General features: G+C 65.1%; 15 protein-coding genes. 8 read left to right on the plus strand and 7 right to left on the minus strand.

Going from position 1 to position 18,841, the window contains the following annotated elements; all coding sequences use genetic code 11:
• Positions 1–82: 82 nt before the first annotated feature.
• Positions 83–790, plus strand: coding sequence for an HPP family protein (locus H0I86_RS17200; RefSeq protein ID WP_180921406.1), 708 nt, complete (start codon positions 83–85; stop codon positions 788–790).
• 160 nt (positions 791–950) lie between these two features.
• Here H0I86_RS17200 and H0I86_RS17205 read toward each other — a convergent pair whose 3' ends face one another.
• On the minus strand, positions 951–1,814 hold the full coding sequence (locus tag H0I86_RS17205) for a LysR family transcriptional regulator (RefSeq protein ID WP_180921407.1): 864 nt from the start codon (positions 1,812–1,814) through the stop codon (positions 951–953).
• 318 nt (positions 1,815–2,132) lie between these two features.
• On the opposite strand from H0I86_RS17205, the gene H0I86_RS17210 reads away from it, so the two are divergent.
• The 5 genes from H0I86_RS17210 (at position 2,133) to H0I86_RS17230 (ending at position 7,360) form a co-directional block, all read left to right on the plus strand.
• Positions 2,133–2,546, plus strand: a complete 414-nt coding sequence (locus tag H0I86_RS17210; RefSeq protein WP_180921408.1) for a GtrA family protein — start codon at positions 2,133–2,135, stop codon at positions 2,544–2,546.
• Positions 2,547–2,571: 25 nt separating this feature from the next.
• On the plus strand, positions 2,572–3,525 hold the full coding sequence (locus tag H0I86_RS17215; RefSeq protein WP_258019333.1) for a glycosyltransferase family 2 protein: 954 nt from the start codon (positions 2,572–2,574) through the stop codon (positions 3,523–3,525).
• Complete coding sequence (locus H0I86_RS17220; RefSeq protein ID WP_180921410.1) at positions 3,522–4,919, plus strand: ArnT family glycosyltransferase; 1,398 nt, start codon at positions 3,522–3,524, stop codon at positions 4,917–4,919. The genes H0I86_RS17215 and H0I86_RS17220 overlap by 4 nt, the downstream gene beginning before the upstream one ends.
• Positions 4,920–5,083: 164 nt before the next feature.
• On the plus strand, positions 5,084–6,205 hold the full coding sequence (locus H0I86_RS17225; RefSeq protein ID WP_180921411.1) for an enoyl-CoA hydratase/isomerase family protein: 1,122 nt from the start codon (positions 5,084–5,086) through the stop codon (positions 6,203–6,205).
• Positions 6,206–6,208: 3 nt separating this feature from the next.
• Positions 6,209–7,360 carry an acyl-CoA dehydrogenase family protein gene (locus H0I86_RS17230; protein ID WP_180921412.1) on the plus strand — a complete coding sequence of 384 codons (1,152 nt, stop codon included), beginning with the start codon at positions 6,209–6,211 and terminating at the stop codon, positions 7,358–7,360.
• 257 nt (positions 7,361–7,617) lie between these two features.
• Here H0I86_RS17230 and H0I86_RS17235 read toward each other — a convergent pair whose 3' ends face one another.
• The 6 genes from H0I86_RS17235 to H0I86_RS17260 all read right to left on the minus strand — a co-directional run bounded on the left by H0I86_RS17235 (position 7,618) and on the right by H0I86_RS17260 (position 14,682).
• Entirely contained in the window at positions 7,618–8,391 is a 774-nt protein-coding gene (locus H0I86_RS17235; RefSeq protein ID WP_180921413.1) for an enoyl-CoA hydratase, read from the minus strand.
• Positions 8,392–8,411: 20 nt separating this feature from the next.
• Positions 8,412–9,539: an acyl-CoA dehydrogenase gene (locus H0I86_RS17240; RefSeq protein WP_180921414.1), complete on the minus strand. Its 1,128-nt coding sequence runs from the start codon at positions 9,537–9,539 to the stop codon at positions 8,412–8,414.
• Between the two features lie 9 nt (positions 9,540–9,548).
• Positions 9,549–10,742, minus strand: coding sequence for an acetyl-CoA C-acyltransferase (locus tag H0I86_RS17245; protein ID WP_180921415.1), 1,194 nt, complete (start codon positions 10,740–10,742; stop codon positions 9,549–9,551).
• A gap of 9 nt (positions 10,743–10,751) precedes the next feature.
• Entirely contained in the window at positions 10,752–11,513 is a 762-nt protein-coding gene (locus H0I86_RS17250; protein ID WP_180921416.1) for an SDR family NAD(P)-dependent oxidoreductase, read from the minus strand.
• Between the two features lie 18 nt (positions 11,514–11,531).
• Entirely contained in the window at positions 11,532–13,196 is a 1,665-nt protein-coding gene (locus H0I86_RS17255) for an AMP-binding protein (RefSeq protein ID WP_180921417.1), read from the minus strand.
• A gap of 469 nt (positions 13,197–13,665) precedes the next feature.
• A complete protein-coding gene (locus H0I86_RS17260) occupies positions 13,666–14,682 on the minus strand; it encodes an AraC family transcriptional regulator (protein ID WP_180921418.1) in 1,017 nt (338 codons plus the stop codon).
• A gap of 240 nt (positions 14,683–14,922) precedes the next feature.
• Here H0I86_RS17260 and H0I86_RS17265 point away from each other — a divergent pair, with 240 nt between their 5' ends.
• Positions 14,923–17,130, plus strand: coding sequence for a TonB-dependent receptor (locus tag H0I86_RS17265; RefSeq protein WP_180921419.1), 2,208 nt, complete (start codon positions 14,923–14,925; stop codon positions 17,128–17,130).
• 340 nt (positions 17,131–17,470) lie between these two features.
• On the plus strand, positions 17,471–18,781 hold the full coding sequence (locus H0I86_RS17270) for an ABC transporter substrate-binding protein (RefSeq protein WP_180921420.1): 1,311 nt from the start codon (positions 17,471–17,473) through the stop codon (positions 18,779–18,781).
• Positions 18,782–18,841 lie beyond the last annotated feature (60 nt).

Consider the following 18,841-nt stretch of genomic DNA (forward strand, 5'->3'; position numbering starts at 1 on the left):
CTGTTGGAACGCTTCAGGGCTTTCTGGTGATCCAGACAAGCCCTTCTTTTTGCCCGCTGAACCGGAATTGGATCGCTTCGTCATGCTTGCTCGCTGGAAACCCGCCGCCATCAATACCCGCCCCTCGGAATGGAGCCGCGCCGCGATCGGCATGGCCTTGGGCACGCTGTTCAGTGTCTGGTTGTGCAGCCGGGTGTTCGGCATGGAGGTGGCGCTGCACCTGATCGGCCCGCTGGGGGCTTCGGCGGTGCTGCTGTTCGCGGTGTCGTCCGGGGCGCTGGCGCAACCCTGGTCGATCCTCGGCGGCTACCTGTGCGCCGCGGTCCTGGCGTTGCTGGTATCCCATGTGCTCGGGCGTACCCTGGGCAGCGCCTGCCTGGCCGCCGGCATGTCCCTGGTGCTGATGTGCTGGCTGCGCTGCCTGCACCCGCCGGCCGGCGCGGTGGCCCTGACGATGGTGCTGGCCGACCCGGCGACCATCGCCCTCGACTGGCTGGCCCTCGGGCCGGTGATGCTGGCGGCCCTGTGCCTGTTGCTCAGCGCCCTGGCCTATAACAACCTGACCCGCACCCGCTATCCCAAGGGCCAGAGTGAACCCGCGACCCAGCTGCCCGCCGAGCAGCCATCCACCGATGCCCTGGCCATCACCGCCGCCGACCTCAAGCTGGCGCTGGATGAGATGCAGGAGTTCTTCGACGTCACGCCGCAAGACCTGGAGCAACTGATCCATGCCAGCGAAGCCCATGCGCGCCGGCGCAGTATTGGTGAGGTGTTGGCGTCGCGGGTTTGATCGGGGATATCCGGACAGATCGCGGAGTCAGGCTTTACGGCAACTGCGTTGCCGATCGCAGCCTCGCAGACTCCGCGATCCCTGTAGCCGCTGCCGCAGGCTGCGCTCGAGCGCGAAGCGGTCGTAAAACCAGACGCCGCGTTTTCAAGATTGCCCCGACTCAGATCATCGGGTCCCAACGCTGCGACCAGTCGGTGTCGCTGGCGATGACTTCGCGCAGCACTTCGAAGGCCTGCTGCAGCTCCGCCGAATCCCGTTCGCGGGCGTACAGCAGGTAGGTCGGGAAGTTGAACTCCGGGGCCTTTTCCACCCGTTCCAGCACGCCGCTGTCCAGGTAGCTCTGCACCACCCGGGTACGGAAGTAGCCACTGCCGCCGCCCTCGAGGATGAACTGCAAGGCCAGCGGCCCGAGGTTGAACCCCACCGCGGCCTTGGCCTGGTCCGGCAGCGCCGCGTCGTGCTGGCGGCGGAAATCCTCGCCCCAGTCGATGTACACATAAGGCTCGGGCTTGCCGGCCAGGCGCACCAGGATCAGTTTTTCCTCGAGCAACTGCTCGACCTGCAACCCCGGCCCGTACACCGGCTGGAACACCAGAGCCGCATCCAGCACACCCAGTTCCAGTTGGCGTTGCAGGCTCGCGCCCTCGGCGATCTGGCTGCGCACCGCATAGCTGGGAATCGCCTGGCGCAAGCGGCGCACCCAGTTGAGCATCAGCGGATTGCACAGGCTGACTTCACCGCCGATGTGCAGCACGTTGCGATAACCGGCCAGCAGCGGCAGGTCGCGCTGGGCGGCCTCCCAGGTCTGCACCAGCTGGTTGGCATAGACGATGAACGCCTCTCCGTCGGCAGTCAGCCGCGCCCCGGCGCGGTTGCGCACGAACAGCTTGCAATTGAGCTGGCCTTCGAGGTTCTGCACCCGGGCGCTGATCGCGGTCTGGGTCAGGTGCAGGCGCTCGGCCGCGGCGATCAGGCTGCCGCTGCGGACGATTTGCAAAAAGGTGCGGGCCAGGTCGATGTCCATGGAACCTCTGGGTCACGAAAGTCGAGCGCCATTGTAACGACCCTCGGCCATCGAGCCAGGCTTTCAACGCTTGCACAGCGGCTGACTGTTACAAGCTGACAGCTGAATAACAACCACGATATGTTTCGGTAAGTTTGCTTATTACCATGTCCGACAACACCGCGACTTTACTGGCGCCGAATAAATAATGACTTATTTGTCAGGTTACTTCGTGAAATATCTTCACTGACCTGAGAAACAATATTTTCACAAAACACCCACTTAATATCGACACAACTCCTCCAAGAATTAGTGCGCTCGCCACCTTGGGAACTGTCGATGTCGCAATCGTTAAAAACGGCCTTCAATCATTATCTGCAGCAACTTTCCCGCTATGCCCTGGTGGGCGTTCTCGCCACCTTGAGTCACTACGCGCTGTTCCTGGTCCTCATCGCTTGCATGCCGGCTCTGCTGGCAAGCCTGCTGGGCGCCGGCCTGGGCACCTGGGTCAGCTATCAGGGCAACCGACGCTGGACCTTTTCCCGGGCGGACCACGAGGCCAGGGCCGATCAGGCCCTGCGGTTCTGCCTGACGGCCGCCGGCTACAACCTCGGCAATGCCTTGCTGATGCTGTTCCTGCTGCGCCTCGAACCTGACTCGCCACTGCTGATGCAAGTGTTCAGCACCCTCTGCCTGACCCTGGTCAGTTACTGGATAAATCGAACCTGGACTTTTAAAAATGAAGTTACCTAGTTGTGCTCGACCAGATACTGGCGAAATGCTCAGCATCATTATCTGCTGCTATAACGAAGCCCATGTATTACCCGAGTTCCATCGCCGCCTGATGTTGGTGATGGATACACTTTCACTGGTCTACGAGGTTCTCTATGTGAACGACGGCAGCCAGGATGACAGTTCCGACTTGTTGGAAGCATTCTGCCAAACGCCCCAAGTACGCTGCCTCAACTTGAGTCGCAACTTCGGCAAGGAATCGGCGATGTCCGCCGGGCTGGATCATGCCAGCGGCGATGCGGTGCTGTTTATCGATGCCGACTTGCAGGACCCGCCAGAACTTATTCCGCTGATGGTCCGCCAATGGCTGGCCGGTCACGACATCGTCAACATGCAACGCAGCGACCGACGCAGTGACACGGCAGGCAAGCGCCTGGGTGCGCAGCTCTATTACAAGCTAATGAACCTGCTAGTGGACAAGTACCCGGTGCCGCCGGACGTCAGCGACTTTCGCCTGATCGGCGCCGCGCCCCTGCATGCACTGCGCACCATGCCCGAGCGGGCCACCCTGATGAAAGGCCTGGTCAACTGGCTGGGTTTCAAGACCGTGGAGATCCCCTACCAGCGAGCGCGCCGGGGCGCCGGCGAGTCGAAGTGGAGCCCCATGGCGCTGGTGGACCTGGCCATGGAGGGCGTACTGGCCTTCTCCCGCAAACCCCTGCGCTGGTTCAGCGTGCTCAGCCTGGCGACCCTGCTGCTGACCGGCGGCTACCTGCTGCGCCAGTGGTTCATCGATGCCTTCGACGTGCATCACCTGATCCTCGGCGCACTCGCCCTGGCCCTGGTGGGCATCGCCATGGTCGGCGAGTACATCGGCGCCACGCTGGTCGAGGTCAAGCGCCGCCCGCTGTATTTCCTGCGCAGCACCTTTGGCGGTTTTCCCCGGCGGCTGCAAGCGCCACCCTCAGTGCCATCCAGCGAACAAGACGAGATCCGATGAACAGCCTTTCAACCCGCAGCTGGTGGTGGCTGCTGCTCGGCATCCTCGGCCTGCGTCTGATGACGCTCGGCCTTTACCCCCTGATGGACACCTCGGAAGCGCGCTACGGCGAGATGGCGCGCAAGATGCTCGAACTCGACGACTGGGTCACCCCGATGTTCGACTATGGCGTGCCCTTCTGGGGCAAGCCGCCGCTGGCCTTCTGGACCCAGGCCTTGAGCATGCAGCTGCTGGGCATCAACGAATTCGCCGCGCGCTTGCCCGCCTGGCTGTTGCACGTCGGCAGTTGCCTGATCCTCATCCGCTTTGCCCGCGAGGAATACGACGAACGCACCGGGCTGGTGGCGGCCATCCTGTTTTCCAGCTCCAGCCTGGGCCTGGTCTCGGCAGGCGTGGTGCTGACCGATCCGGCCCTGGGTTTCGCCGTGCTGCTGGCCTGTTATGGCTTCTGGCGCGGCACCGTGCACGGCGACCGGGCCTGGGCCCTGGCCGGCTTCTTCGGCCTGGGCCTGGGGTTGCTGGCCAAGGGACCGCTGGCGCTGGTGCTGGTGGGCGTCCAGGCGGGGCTCTGGACCTTGTTGAACACACAATGGCGCGCCCTCCGGGCCCTGCCCTGGTTCAGCGGACTGTCGCTGATGCTGTTGGTGGCGCTGCCCTGGTATATCTGGGCCGAACTGCGCAGCCCGGGGTTTCTCGATTACTTCCTGGTGGGCGAACACTGGAAGCGTTATGTGATCAGCGACTGGGCCGGCGACCTGTACGGCAGCGCCCATGCACGCCCCACTGGCAGTATCTGGCTCGACCTGCTGCTGGCGCTGTTCCCCTGGAGCCTGTTGTTGCCCCTGCTGTACAGGGTCTATCGGCAGCATGCAAACATGCGTCGATCCCTGAGTTTCATCAGCTTGTGGGCACTTACCACCCCGCTGTTCTTCACCTTCTCCGGCAATATTCTCTGGACCTATGTGCTGCCCGCCCTGCCCGCCTGGTGCCTGCTGCTGGCGCTGGCCCTGCGCACCCGCTTGAACGCCCCCGGCAAGCTGGTGGCCGGCTTGGCGCTGGCCTTGCCCCTGGGATTGACGGTGGCGGTGGTCGAGGGCGGAACCTTCCAGCGCCCACAGAACCAGCGAGCCCTGGCCCAGGCCTGGAGCGACCTGCAGACGACGGAGGCCGCGCCGCTGTACTACTGGGGGCGGCGCTCCTACTCAGGGGAGTTCTACAGCGCGGGGCAGGCACGGCGGATCAAGAGCCTCGCCGAATTGCCCGACAGCGGCGCCTTCTACCTGGCACGCCGGGCCAAAGACCTGGACCAGGACCGCGAACAGCTGCACCCCCTGGGCTGCGAGGAGCGGCTGCGGCTCAGCCAGAGCGTATTGTTCAAGTGCGCGGGGCGTTGAAAACAGGCCTTGGAGGGCGCCATCGCGAGCGCTGCGCCTCATGCAAAAATGCACAGCCAACCTGCAGTTATCCGGGTTGTACATGGCAAATTTGCACTGTTACGATCCTTCATCGTTCGCGCGCGAACACACCTATAAAGAACAATAAAAGCAGGGAGTTAGTGATGACTGCTCAGGTTCCATCCCAGGCCACGCGAGACGCCGGCACCGCGCCGGTGGACGCCTCGCAACAGCACGTGCTGGCCGAAGTCCGCAACCATATCGGTCACCTGACCCTCAACCGCCCCGCCGGCCTCAATGCCATCACCCTCGGCATGGTGCGCACCCTGCAGCGCCAGCTCGATGCCTGGGCCCAGGACCCGCAGGTGCACGCAGTGGTCCTGCGCGGCGCCGGCGAAAAAGCCTTCTGCGCCGGCGGCGATATCCGCACCCTCTACGACAGCTACAAGAACGGCCAGACCCTGCACGAGGAGTTCTTCGTCGAGGAATACGCGCTGGACCTGGCGATCCACCGTTACCGCAAGCCGGTGCTGGCGCTGATGGACGGTTTTGTCCTCGGCGGCGGCATGGGCCTGGTCCAGGGCGCCGACCTGCGCCTGGTCACCGAGCGCAGCCGCCTGGCGATGCCGGAAGTGGCCATCGGTTATTTCCCGGATGTCGGCGGCAGCTACTTCCTGTCGCGCATCCCCGGCGAGCTGGGCATCTACCTGGGGGTCAGCGGCGTGCAGATCCGCGCCGCCGATGCCCTGTACTGCGGGTTGGCGGACTGGTACCTGGAGAGCGACCAGCTGAGCCTGCTCGACCAGCGCCTCGACAACCTGCAATGGCGCGACACCCCGCTCAAGGACCTGCAAGGCCTGCTGGCCAAGCTCGCCGTGCAGCAGTTTCCGGACGCACCGCTGGCGGCGCTGCGCCCGGTCATCGATCATTTCTTCGCCCAGGCCGACGTGCCGAGCATCGTGCAACAGCTGCGCGAAGTGACCCTGGGCGATACTCATGAATGGGCCACCAGCACCGCCGACCTGCTGTCGACCCGCTCGCCCCTGGCCATGGCCGTGACCCTGGAAATGCTCCGGCGCGGTCGCCAGCTGAGCCTGGAACAGTGTTTCGCCCTGGAGCTGCACCTGGACCGCCAATGGTTCGAGCGCGGCGACCTGATCGAGGGCGTGCGCGCCCTGCTGATCGACAAAGACAAGAACCCACGCTGGAACCCGCCCACCCCGCAGGCGCTGGACGCCGCGCACGTGGCGAGTTTCTTCAGCGCTTTCGACCCGAACCGGAGCTGAGCCATGCACGACATTGAATTGAGCGAAGAGCAGGTGATGATCCGCGACATGGCCCGGGACTTCGCCCGCGGTGAAATCGCCCCCCACGCCCAGGCCTGGGAAAAGGCCGGCTGGATCGATGACGCCCTGGTGGCGAAGATGGGCGAGCTGGGCCTGCTGGGCATGGTGGTCCCCGAGGAATGGGGCGGCACCTATGTCGACTACGTGGCCTACGCCCTGGCGGTGGAAGAAATCTCCGCCGGCGACGGCGCCACCGGCGCGCTGATGAGCATCCACAACTCGGTGGGCTGCGGGCCGATCCTCAACTACGGCAGCGAGGAACAGAAACAGGCCTGGCTGGCGGACCTGGCCAGCGGCCAGGCGATCGGCTGCTTCTGCCTGACCGAACCCCAGGCCGGTTCCGAAGCCCATAACCTGCGCACCCGCGCCGAACTCAAGGACGGCCAGTGGGTGATCAACGGCGCCAAGCAGTTCGTCAGCAACGGCCGGCGCGCCAAGCTGGCCATCGTCTTCGCGGTGACCGATCCGCAGCTAGGCAAGAAAGGCCTGTCGGCGTTCCTGGTGCCCACCGACACCCCGGGTTTTATCGTCGACCGCAGCGAACACAAGATGGGCATCCGTGCCTCGGACACCTGCGCGGTGACCCTCAACCAGTGCACCGTCCCCGAAGCCAACCTGCTGGGCGAGCGCGGCAAGGGCCTGGCCATCGCCCTGTCCAACCTCGAAGGCGGCCGTATCGGCATCGCCGCCCAGGCCCTGGGTATCGCCCGTGCCGCGTTCGAGGCGGCGCTGGCCTACGCCCGCGAGCGGGTGCAGTTCGACAAACCGATCATCGAGCACCAGAGCATCGCCAACCTGCTGGCCGACATGCACACCCGCCTCAACGCCGCGCGCCTGCTGATCCTGCATGCCGCGCGCCTGCGCAGCGCCGGCCAGCCGTGCCTGTCGGAAGCCTCCCAGGCCAAGCTGTTCGCCTCGGAAATGGCCGAGAAGGTCTGCTCCTCGGCGATCCAGATCCACGGCGGCTACGGCTACCTCGAGGACTACCCGGTGGAGCGTTATTACCGGGACGCGCGGATCACCCAGATCTACGAAGGCTCCAGCGAGATCCAGCGCATGCTGATTGCCCGCGAGCTGAAGCACTATCTGTTGTGACCCCAAAAGCATCGCGGGCACGCCGGATAGAGGTAGCCGCTGGCGCAGCCTGCGATCGAGGCCGAAGGACTCGCTGTCAGCCCTGACGCGGCTCATCCACTGAACCGCGTCGCCCGCCTTGCGACCGTACCGGTCGATCGCAGGCTGCGCCAGCGGCTACAGGCACACGCGCTACCCGCGATAGCTTCCGTACAAACACCACACAAATAAAAATCGCAGCCAAGGCTGCGATTTTCTATGGGTAACGACAGCCCGGACTATTTGTCCTTGAACTGTGCCTCGCGCTTGGCAATAAACGCTGCCATGCCTTCCTTTTGATCCTCGGTGGCGAAAGCCGCGTGGAACACCCGGCGCTCGAAACGCACGCCTTCCGACAGGCTGACTTCGAAGGCGCGGTTCACGCTTTCCTTGATCATCATGCTCACGGGCAGCGACTTGGCGGCGATCAGCGCCGCGACTTTCAGCGCTTCGTCCAGCAGTTCATCGGACGGCACGATGCGCGCGACGATGCCGCAACGCTCGGCTTCCACCGCATCGATAAGACGCCCGGTCAGGCACATTTCCATGGCCTTGGCCTTGCCCACGGCGCGGGTCAGGCGCTGGGTGCCGCCCATGCCCGGCAGTACCCCGAGGTTGATTTCCGGCTGGCCGAACTTGGCGTTGTCGCCGGCCAGGATGAAGTCGCACATCAGCGCCAGCTCGCAGCCGCCACCCAGGGCAAAACCGTTGACCGCGGCGATGATCGGCTTGCGCCGGTTGGCCACCCGGTCACTGTCGCTGAACAGGTCGTCCATGTAGATCCGCGGGTAGGTCAGCTCGGCCATTTCCTTGATGTCGGCACCGGCAGCGAAGGCCTTCTTCGAACCGGTGAGGACGATACAGCCGATCTGCGGATTGGCTTCCAGGCTGTCCAGGGCCTGGTTCACTTCGCTGACGATCTGCGCATTGAGGGCGTTCAGCGCATTCGGGCGATTGAGGGTGATCAGGCCGACGCGGTCCTTGATCTCCAACAGAATGGTTTCGTAACTCATGGATCAGCTCCTGCTAAAAGTCAGAGGTTGCGCGAAATGACCATGCGCTGAATGTCGCTGGTGCCTTCGTAGATCTGGCAGACCCGCACGTCGCGGTAGATGCGCTCCAGCGGAAAGTCGTTCAAGTAGCCATAGCCGCCCAGGGTTTGCAAGGCGGCGGAACAGACCTTCTCGGCCATTTCCGAGGCGAACAGCTTGGCCATCGACGCCTCCACCAGCGCCGGCTTGCCGCTGTCGCGCAGGGCCGCGGCGTAGTGCACCATCTGCCGCGCCACGGCGATCTGGGTGGCCATGTCCGCCAGGCGGAAAGCCACCGCCTGATGCTCGATGATCGGCTTGCCGAAGCTCTGCCGTTCGCGGGCGTAGTCACGGGCAGCCTCGAAGGCCGCGCGGGCCATGCCCACCGATTGCGAGGCGATGCCCACCCGCCCGCCTTCGAGGTTGGCCAGGGCGATCTTGTAGCCCTCGCCCTCCTCGCCCAGACGGTTGGCCACCGGCACCTTCACCTCCTCGAAGAGGATCTGGCAGGTGTCGGAGGCATGCTGGCCGAGCTTGTCTTCCACCCGCGCGACGCTGTAGCCCGGCGCGTCGGTGGGCACGATAAAGGCGCTGATGCCGCGCTTGCCGGCCGCCGGGTCGGTCACCGCGAACACGATCACCACCCCGGCGTTCTGCCCGGAGGTAATGAACTGCTTGCAGCCGTTGAGCACGTAATGATCGCCCTCCAGCCGCGCTCGGGTTTTCAGGCTGCTGGCGTCGGAGCCGGCCTGGGGTTCGGTCAGGGCAAAGGCGCCAAGCATCGCGCCGCTGGCCAGGGGCTTGAGGAAACGCTCCTTCTGCTCGTCGTTGCCGAACTTGAGGATCGGCACACAGCCCACCGAGTTGTGCACGCTCATGATGGTCGAGCAGGCGCCGTCGCCGGCGGCGATCTCTTCCAGGGCCATGGCGTAGGCCAGGTAGCCGGTGTCGCAACCGCCCCACTGCTCCGGCACCAGCATGCCGAAGAAGCCCAGCCCGGCCATCTCGCCGATGGCCTCGCGGGGGAAGCGATGCTCGCGGTCCCATTCGGCGGCGAACGGCTTCAGGCGTTCCTGGGCGAACTGCCGGGCCGCGTCGCTGATCTGCTGTTGTTCGTCATTAGGCAGCATGGTGATTCCTTAATACAGGCATTCGACGGCCATGGCCGTGGCTTCGCCGCCGCCGATGCAGATCGCCGCGACGCCGCGCTTCAGGCCTTTCTGGCGCAGGGCCGAGAGCAGGGTCACGAGGATCCGCGCGCCGGACGCGCCGATCGGGTGGCCCAGGGCGCAGGCGCCGCCATGGACGTTGACCTTGTCGTGGGGGATTTCCAGCTTCTGCATGGTGACCAGGCTGACCACGGCAAAGGCTTCGTTGATTTCGAACAGCTCGACCTGGTCCAGCGACCAGCCGGTCTTCTTCATCAGCGTCTTGATCGCCCCGACCGGCGCCACCGGGAACAGTCCCGGGGTATCGGCGAACGCCGCATGACCGTGGATCACCGCCAGGGGCTTGAGGCCACGTTTCTCGGCCTCGGAACGGCGCATCAGCACCAGGGCCGCGGCGCCGTCGGAGATCGAACTGGAGTTGGCCGCGGTAACGGTGCCGCCGTCGCGGAACGCCGGTTTCAGCGTGGCGATCTTGTCCAGCCTGGCCTTGGGCGGCTGTTCGTCGTCGCTGACGGTCTGCTGCTCCTTGCCGACGGTGACCTGCAACGGCACGATTTCCGCCTTGAAGCTGCCGTCCTTGATCGCCTGCTGGGCGCGGGTCAGCGAAGCCACGGCGAAGGCGTCCTGGGCTTCGCGACTGAAGCCGTTGGTCTCGGCGCAGTCTTCGGCGAAGGTGCCCATCAGGCGGCCCTTGTCGTAGGCGTCTTCGAGGCCGTCGAGGAACATATGGTCGAGCACCCGCCCGTGGCCCATGCGGTAGCCGCTGCGGGCGCGATCCAGCAGGTACGGCGCGTTGGACATGCTTTCCATGCCGCCGGCGATCACCACCTCGGCGCTGCCGGCCAGCAGCATGTCGTGGGCGGCGATGGTCGCGGCCATGCCGGAGCCGCACATCTTGTTCAGGGTGGTGCAGCGGGTGGCCTTGTCCAGCCCGGCGCCCAGCGCCGCCTGACGGGCCGGCGCCTGGCCGAGACCGGCCGGCAGCACGCAGCCGAACAGCACTTCATCGATGCTGTCGCTGGCCACCCCGGCGCGCTCCACTGCGGCCTTGATGGCGGCGGCGCCGAGTTGCGGCGCGGTCAGGCTTTTCAGCTCGCCCTGGAAGCCGCCCATGGGGGTGCGGACGGCGCTAACGATAACGATCGGATCTTGGTTCATGGTCATCCTCCTTCCTTACTTGGCTGCCATGCGCAGGGCGCCGTCGAGACGGATCACCTCGCCATTGAGCATGCTATTGCCAATGATATGCCCGACCAGCGCGGCGTACTCGTCCGGCTTGCCCAGGCGTGGCGGGAACGGCACGCCGGCGGCCAGCGAAGCGCGGACTTCGTCGCTCATGCCGGCCATCATCGGGGTTTCGAAAATGCCCGGGGCGATGGTCATCACCCGGATGCCGAAGCGCGCCAGCTCGCGGGCGGCCGGCAGGGTCAGGCTGGCGATCGCGCCCTTGGACGCGGCATAGGCGGCCTGGCCGATCTGCCCGTCGAAGGCCGCCGCCGAGGCGGTGTTGATGATCACCCCACGCTCGCCGTCGGCGTTCGGCTCGCTATTGGCGATAGCCGCGGCGGCCAGGCGCATCAGGTTGAAACTGCCGATCAGGTTGACGTTGATCACCTGGCTGAAGCTGGCCAAGGCATGCGGACCGTTCTTGCCGAGGATCTTCTCGCCGCGCACGATCCCGGCGCAGTTGACCAGCCCGTGCAGGCTGCCGAACGCCTTGAGCGTGGCCTGCACCGCCGCTTCGGCGGCCGCTTCGTCAGTGATATCGGCGACCGTGCTCTGGCAGCCGAGCTGTTGCGCCTGGGCCGCGACGGCCTCGGCGTTGAGGTCCACCAGCATCACCTGGGCGCCGGCCCTGACCAGCATCTGCGCGGTGGCCGCACCGAGACCGGAAGCGCCGCCGCTGACGAGAAAAACCTTGTTTTCGATGTGCATCATGAGTTCCTGGGTAATTCAGGCCGAAGCCTTGTGCGCCGCGGCCTCTTGAGCCTTGGCGATTTCCTGGTTGCGCAGGATGAAGCGCTGCAACTTGCCGCTTGGGGTTTTCGGCAATTCGCTGACAAATTCGATTTCACGGGGGTACGAGTGCGCGGCCAGGCGCTTGCGCACATGCTGGCGCAGCTCTTCGGCCAGCTCCGGCGCGGCGCGGTATTGCGGGTTGAGCACGACGAAGGCCTTGACCAGCTCGGTGCGCTCCGGATCGGGCTTGCCGATCACCGCCGCCTCGACCACCGCCGGGTGCTCGATCAGCGCGCTTTCCACGTCGAACGGGCCGACCCGGTAACCCGAGGTGGTGATCACATCGTCACTGCGCCCGACGAAGCTGATGCTGCCGTCCGGGTTCAGCTCCACGGTGTCGCCGCTGAGGTAGTAGTGGCCGACGAAGGCCTTGGTCACCACGCCGTCGTAGCCGTTGAACCAGCACATCGGCGACTGGCTGCGGTCGATGGCGAGGATCCCCGGCTGGCCGACCGAGAGTTCCTGGTGCTGCTCGTCGAGCACCACGATACGGTGGCCCGGCGAGGCGAAACCGGCCGCGCCGACATGCACCGGATGCTCCAGGCCGTGGTGGTTGCACAGGACCATGCCCAGCTCGGTCTGGCCGTAATGGTCGTGGATCACCACCCCGAGGTTGTCGGCGAACCAGCGGATCACCTCCGGGTTCAGCGGCTCGCCGGCGCTGCTGACGATGCGCAGCTTGCCCTCGATCGAACGGGCGAACTCGTCGCCGCCGGCGATCAGCAGGCGGTAGGCGGTCGGCGAACCGGTGAGGTTGCTGATCCCGTATTTGTTGATCACCCGGCAGGTGCTTTCCAGGGTGAAGGGCCCATCGTAGAAGGTGATCGGGTGGCCCAGGCCCAGCGGGCCGGTGACGCCGAAATAGATGCCGTAGGCCCAGCCCGGGTCGGCGACGTTCCAGAACGCGTCCTCGGGACGCAGGTCGACGGCGTCGCGGGTGTAGCTCTGGAACGCGACGATGGCCTTGAGCGGCACGTAGAGCGCCTTGGACGGACCGGTGGTGCCGGAGGTGAACATCAGCAGGAATGGGTCTTCGCCCGTCAGCAGCACGGGTTCGCACTGCGCCGGGTAATTGGCCAGCTCGGCCCAGAAACTGAAGTCGCCACGGACGATGCCCTGGCCCTTGGCGCCCGCGACCGTGACGATGGTCGGGCAGTCGGCCACCTCGTTGAGCTTTGACCGGTTGACCGCGTCGGTCACCACCACTTTGGCCCCGGAGCTGTTCAGGCGGTGTTCGATGGCCTTGGGGCCGAAGGCGGTGAACAGCGGCTGGTAGACCGCGCCGATGCGCCAGGTGGCGAGCACCGCGATCAACAGTTCGACGTTGCGCGGCAGCAGGCCGGCGACCTTGTCGCCCTTGCCCACGCCCTGGGCCAGGAGGAAGTTGGCGAAACGTGCGGCCTGGTCCTGCAATTCGCTGAAGGTGTAGGTCGCGCTACTGCCGTCGCGGCCCTCCCAGAACAGCGCGATACGCCCCGGCAAGGCGTGCCGGTCACAGCATTCGACGCAGGCATTGAGTGCCGACAACGAGCCATGCAGGGCCGCATCGACGGTGTACTGGTAATTGAAGTGTGCCGTGGCAGACAGGTAATCGCGCATTGCCAGAATCCCTCGCTGTTCTTATTAGGATGGGAACCAATGGGAACCACAAAGACATCAGGCAAATACTGGCGCCACGGCCCGGGCGGGACAATGGTCAAAGCTTTCAAGTTGCGTGACTGGTTTGGCCAAGAACCCCATGGCGGCCAAGACATTCTGTAGCCGCTGCCAAGCGACAGTGAGGCTGCGCCGGACCTGGGCGGCATTCCGACGTAGCGCTCGCAACCCAGGCAATGCATTCAGCCTGACCCACCGCAAGCTCGGGTTTTGCGGCAACTGCGTTGCCGATCGCAGCCTCGCGCTGCTCGACAGCGGCTACCCAGGTTCCCCGTAGCCGCTGCCGCAGGCTGCGATCGAGGCCACAGGACTCGCTATCAGCCTTGACGCGGAGCATCAGAGACACCGCGCCGCACGCCTTTGCGACCGTTCCGGTCGATCGCAGCCTGCGACAGCGGCTGCAGGGATGCGCTCAGGTCGGGTCGTTGAGGATCAGGCTGCGGTAATGCCCGGGGTTGGAGCCGGACCACTTGCGAAAGGCCTTGTAGAACGAGCTGGCGTCGGCGAAGCCCAGGCGGCTGGCGATTTCCGTGAAGCTGATCTGCGGCTCGGCCAGCCAGGCGATCGCCAGTTCCTTGCGCACCCCGTCCTTGATTCCCTGGTAGGTCTGCCCCTCTTCCGCCAGGCGGCGGCGCAGGGTCGAGGCCGACATGCACAGGCTGTGGGCCAGGCTCTCGGTTTCCGGCCACTGGGCGGCGGGCAGCTGGCGCAGGTCGTGCTTGATGCGGCTGGCCAGGCTCTCCGGGTCGCGGTATTTGACCAGGATATTGGCCGGCGCCTGGGCCAGGAAGCGCTTGAGCTCCTCGTCAGTGCGCTTGATCGGCAGGTCCAGGCAGTCGGCGGCGACGATCATCCGCGTGCGCGGCCGGTCGAACCGCAGGTTCTGCGAGAACATCACCTGGTAGTCGTCGCAGAAATCCGGTTCTGGGCAGCGCAGCTCGATGGCCAGGATCGGGATGCGCCGCCCGGCCAGCCAGCAGGCCACGCCGTGGACGATCATCCAGTAGGTGAAATAGGTGAAGGCCCGGCGCGGCGCCTGCTCGTCCTCCAGCAGGACGATCTCCGCCAGGCTCTGCTGGCGTACCAGCTGGGCCGGCAGGTGTTCGAGCATCAGCGACAAAAAAGCCAGCCCGGACTCCAGGCCCGCCGCCAGGTTCTGCCGGGCCATGGCGGTGCGGCAGAGAAACTCCAGGCTGCCGGACTTGAGCTTGCGCGGGTCCATGCCGAAGAACTCGTCGTCCGTGCGCCGCGCCAGCAGGCGCCACAGCCGGGCATAGGCCAGCGCCGGCACGCGGGCGGCACTGACGTCCAGCTGGGCCGGGTCGATGCCGACCTTGAGCAGCACTTCTTCGCTGGCGGCACCCGGGGCGCAGCTTTGCAGCAGCGCTTCGCGCACCAGTTGCATGGAGATGGTGTCTTTTTCCGACATCGCGCTGAACGGCTTCCTGCATAAAGGGATGGGCCGGTCATCTTAGGCAGTGACCGGTAAAAAGCTAGCGTGCTTTTGGCTAAAGTGCGGCATCCGTCCGATACCCGGCGGTGACTTTTACCGGGCTCTCTCGGGAAACGTCCTAAATTTCGCGAGATCGCCGCAAGTAGCACCTGTGCAGCCGTTCTTAGCAATCAATCTCAAATAGGATTCGCTCTCACCAAAAAGAGAGTGCTTCTTATGCAAACGAAAGCCCCATCCCCACTGCCGCCACACCGCTTGCTGGCCTCTACCTTGGGCCTTGCCCTCGCCTCCTGCGCCGGCGCGGCCGAAGCCGGCGAACGGCAGAAATCCCTGCAACTGGACAACATCAAGGTCGAGGCCGAGCAACCCGGTTCCCGGACCGATCGCTCGGCCTCCGCCAAGTACGTGGCGCCGCTGCTGGACACCCCGCAGACCATCACCGTGGTGCCGCCCAAGCTGATCCAGGAACAGCAGGCGCTGAGCCTGCGCCAGGTGCTGTCGAACGTGTCCGGCATCACCTTCAACGCCGGCGAAGGCGGTGGCGGCTCGGGGGACAGCATCAACATCCGCGGCTTCTCGGCCAACAGCAACATGCAGATCGACGGCCTGCGCGACAGCGCGCAGACCAACCGTTCCGACACCTTCAACGTCGAGCAGGTGGAGGTCATCAAGGGCCCCAACTCGGTGTTCGGCGGCGCCGGCACCACCGGCGGCAGCATCAACGTGGTCAGCAAGCAACCGAAGAACCAGGCGTTCACCCGCCTGGGCGGTAGCCTCGGCACCGACAATTACTACCGCCTGACGCTGGACAGCAACCAGCCCCTGGAAGGCGTCGGCCAGGACAGCGCGGTGCGGATCAACCTGATGGGCCATCAGAACGATGTGCCCGGCCGCGAAAAGATCGACCGCGAGCGCTGGGGCATCGCGCCGTCGTTGCGCCTGGGGTTCAGCGACGCCACCCGGCTGACCCTCAGCGCCTTCCACCAGACCGACGACAACCTGCCCGACTACGGCGTACCGGCGCTGGACGGCAAGAAGCTGGCCGGGGTCAAGCGCGATGCCTATTTCGGCTGGAAGAACCTCGACAAGGAAGAGATCGAACAGAACGCCTTCACCGCCGACTTCGAGCATGATTTCAGCGACCACCTGCGCCTGCAGAACCTCACGCGCTACAGCCACACCGCGCGCGACACCATCGTCTCGGCATCCCATGCCAATACCAGCGGCGTGCCGGCGGGCCGCTACCGCCCGGCCGGGCCCCAGGCCTACGGGCGCGACGCCACCACCGAGATGTGGATCAACCAGAGCAACCTGATCGGCGACTTCGAATTCGCCGGCATGCGCCACGATCTGGTGGCGGGCGTGGAACTGTCCCGGGAAATCCTCGACCTGAAGACCTACAACCACGGCCTGAACACGGCCTTGTATCCACGCAACGGCTATGCCCTGGGCAACCCGCCCGGGCGCTGGAACGGCCCGGTCAACAAGGCCACCAGCGGTTATACCGAGACCACCCTCAAGGGCCAGGCGTACTACCTGTTCGACACCATCGCCCTGAGCGAGCGCTGGGACCTCAACCTCGGCCTGCGCTACGACAAGATCAAGGGCGATGTCGACAAATACTCGGCCAGCCATGTGAAGAGCGACAGCCTGGCCTCGGACACGAACAAGGCCAGCGCCCGTACCGGGCTGGTGTTCAAGCCGACCGAGAACGGGCGCATCTATGCCGCCTGGGGCAACTCCTTCAACCCGTCCGCCGAGAACCTGGCCTCCACCGGCGGAGGCTTGAGCAAGGGCAACCAGGACCTGGCGCCGGAAAAGAACGAAACCTGGGAACTGGGCACCAAGTGGGAGCTGCTGGACAAGCGCCTGGAACTGGACGCCGCGCTGTTTCGCGTAGAGAAGAGCAACGCCCGGGAAACCATGGCCGACGGCTCGACCCAACTGGCCGGCAAGCAGCGGGTGCAGGGTGTGGAAATCGGCGTCACCGGGCATGTCAGCGAGCAGTGGGATGTGTTCGCCAACTACACCTTCCTCGACAGCGAAATCCTCAACGCGGCGAACACCGCCTCGGGCATCGCGCGCAAGGGCCAGGCCCTGGGTAACACGCCGCCGCGTTCGCTCAACCTGTGGACCACCTATGAGTTGCCGGCCGGCTGGACCCTGGGTTACGGCACGCGTTATGTCAGCGAGCGCAACGTCAGCTCCAGCACCCGCGCCAAGCTGGATGCCTACTGGGTGCACAACGCCATGCTCGGCTACAAGGTCAACCACAACCTCGACCTGCAGTTGAACGTCAACAACCTGTTCGACAAGGACTACGTGGAACGGGTGCGCCAGCAGTCCGGCTCAACGACGCGCTCCTCGGCCATCGAATACGGCGACGCGCGCGCGGCGATCATGTCGGCCACCTACACCTTCTGACCCCTCCCCCATCAGCGCGAAGCCCCGGTCGACCGGGGCTTCGCCGCTGTCATCGGCGCCGTCTCCCCGTTCTCCGGCTCAGGCCGCCACGGTAAAAAACCAATACGTTATCTCCCCGGCTTTACCTGGCCCGAACGGGCGAATCCTTGGCCCATGGCGGCTTGCGCCGGGTGGAGGATTTCGTCGCAGTGCAAAAAAGTATCGATTCGAGTGTCAGGGATGATTTGTCAGCGCGGGCGTTGAGGGCTGTAATCAGCCCCACATTCTTCCCTGCATCCGGAAGACACAACAACAATAACCGTCCTTCTGCCGCCCACCGGGCCCGGAAGAGGAGTGCACGATGAAACCCAGCATCACAGCCCTGCTCGTCACCACCTGCATGACCTTGAGCGGCGTCAGCCTCGGCGCCCAGAGCGTGACCATCGCCACCGTCAACAACAGCGACATGATCCGCATGCAGAAACTCTCGAAAACCTTCGAGAGCGAGCACCCGGACATCAAGCTGAACTGGGTGGTGCTCGAAGAGAACGTGCTGCGCCAGCGCCTGACCACCGACATCGCCACCCAGGGCGGGCAGTTCGACGTGCTGACCATCGGCATGTACGAAGCCGCTTTGTGGGGCGCCAAGGGCTGGCTGCAACCGATGCAGGACCTGCCCGCCGCCTATGACCTGCAGGATATCTTCCCCGCGGTACGCGAAGGCCTGTCGGCCAAGGGCACGCTGTACGCCCTGCCGTTCTACGCCGAAAGCTCGATGACCTACTACCGCACCGACCTGTTCAAGGACGCCGGCCTGGTCATGCCCGAGCACCCGACCTGGGAGCAGATCGGCGAGTTCGCCGGCAAGCTCAACAAACCCGAGCAGGAGCAGTACGGCCTCTGCCTGCGCGGTAAGGCCGGCTGGGGCGAGAACATGGCCCTGATCACCACCCTGGCCAACGGTTTCGGCGCGCGCTGGTTCAATGAGCAGTGGCAACCGGAATTCACCGGGCCGGAATGGAAGAACGCCCTGACCTTCTACGTCGACACCATGAAAAAGGCCGGCCCGCCCGGCGCCTCCAGCAACGGTTTCAACGAGAACCTGGCGCTGTTCAACAGCGGCAAGTGCGCGATCTGGGTCGACGCCAGCGTCGCCGGCTCCTTCGTCACCGACAAGTCGCAGAGCAAGGTCAGCGAACACGTCGGCTTTACCTACGCCCCGCACCAGGTGACCGACAAAGGCAGCGCCTGGATGTACTCCTGGGCGCTGGCGATCCCCACCAGTTCCAAGGCCAAGGATGCCGCGCAGACCTTCGCCACCTGGGCCACGTCCAAGGAATACGGGGCCCTGGTCGCCGAGAAGGACGGCATCGCCAACGTGCCGCCGGGCACTCGCGCTTCGACCTACAGCGAGGCCTATATGCAGGCCGCGCCGTTCGCCAGGGTGACCCTGGAATCGCTGAAAGTCGCCGACCCGACCAGGCCGACCCTCAAGCCGGTGCCCTACATCGGTATCCAGCTGGTGACCATTCCCGAGTTCCAGGCCATCGGCACCCAGGTCGGCAAACTGTTCTCCGCCGCGCTGATCGGCCAGACCACGGTCGACCAGGCCCTCGCCGCCGCGCAGCAAACCACCGAACGCGAAATGAAACGCGCCGGCTATCCCAAGTAAATCCCATCTCCTGTAGGAGCAGGGGGACGCCTAGTCCTACAGAAGAAAGCATCTGTACCT

It is taken from the genome of Pseudomonas chlororaphis subsp. aurantiaca (genome assembly GCF_013466605.1).
Lineage (GTDB): Bacteria > Pseudomonadota > Gammaproteobacteria > Pseudomonadales > Pseudomonadaceae > Aquipseudomonas > Aquipseudomonas chlororaphis_I.

What these genes read in the sequence shown, in the direction of transcription:
- H0I86_RS17230 (WP_180921412.1), top strand. Translation starts at nt 6,209, where the DNA reads ATGCACGACATTGAATTGAGCGAAGAGCAGGTGATGATCCGCGACATG.
- H0I86_RS17235 (WP_180921413.1), bottom strand. Translation starts at nt 8,391, where the DNA reads ATGAGTTACGAAACCATTCTGTTGGAGATCAAGGACCGCGTCGGCCTG.
- H0I86_RS17250 (WP_180921416.1), bottom strand. Translation starts at nt 11,513, where the DNA reads ATGCACATCGAAAACAAGGTTTTTCTCGTCAGCGGCGGCGCTTCCGGT.
- H0I86_RS17245 (WP_180921415.1), bottom strand. Translation starts at nt 10,742, where the DNA reads ATGACCATGAACCAAGATCCGATCGTTATCGTTAGCGCCGTCCGCACC.
- H0I86_RS17270 (WP_180921420.1), top strand. Translation starts at nt 17,471, where the DNA reads ATGAAACCCAGCATCACAGCCCTGCTCGTCACCACCTGCATGACCTTG.
- H0I86_RS17265 (WP_180921419.1), top strand. Translation starts at nt 14,923, where the DNA reads ATGCAAACGAAAGCCCCATCCCCACTGCCGCCACACCGCTTGCTGGCC.
- H0I86_RS17220 (WP_180921410.1), top strand. Translation starts at nt 3,522, where the DNA reads ATGAACAGCCTTTCAACCCGCAGCTGGTGGTGGCTGCTGCTCGGCATC.
- H0I86_RS17240 (WP_180921414.1), bottom strand. Translation starts at nt 9,539, where the DNA reads ATGCTGCCTAATGACGAACAACAGCAGATCAGCGACGCGGCCCGGCAG.
- H0I86_RS17225 (WP_180921411.1), top strand. Translation starts at nt 5,084, where the DNA reads ATGACTGCTCAGGTTCCATCCCAGGCCACGCGAGACGCCGGCACCGCG.
- H0I86_RS17205 (WP_180921407.1), bottom strand. Translation starts at nt 1,814, where the DNA reads ATGGACATCGACCTGGCCCGCACCTTTTTGCAAATCGTCCGCAGCGGC.
- H0I86_RS17200 (WP_180921406.1), top strand. Translation starts at nt 83, where the DNA reads ATGCTTGCTCGCTGGAAACCCGCCGCCATCAATACCCGCCCCTCGGAA.
- H0I86_RS17215 (WP_258019333.1), top strand. Translation starts at nt 2,572, where the DNA reads ATGCTCAGCATCATTATCTGCTGCTATAACGAAGCCCATGTATTACCC.
- H0I86_RS17260 (WP_180921418.1), bottom strand. Translation starts at nt 14,682, where the DNA reads ATGTCGGAAAAAGACACCATCTCCATGCAACTGGTGCGCGAAGCGCTG.
- H0I86_RS17210 (WP_180921408.1), top strand. Translation starts at nt 2,133, where the DNA reads ATGTCGCAATCGTTAAAAACGGCCTTCAATCATTATCTGCAGCAACTT.
- H0I86_RS17255 (WP_180921417.1), bottom strand. Translation starts at nt 13,196, where the DNA reads ATGCGCGATTACCTGTCTGCCACGGCACACTTCAATTACCAGTACACC.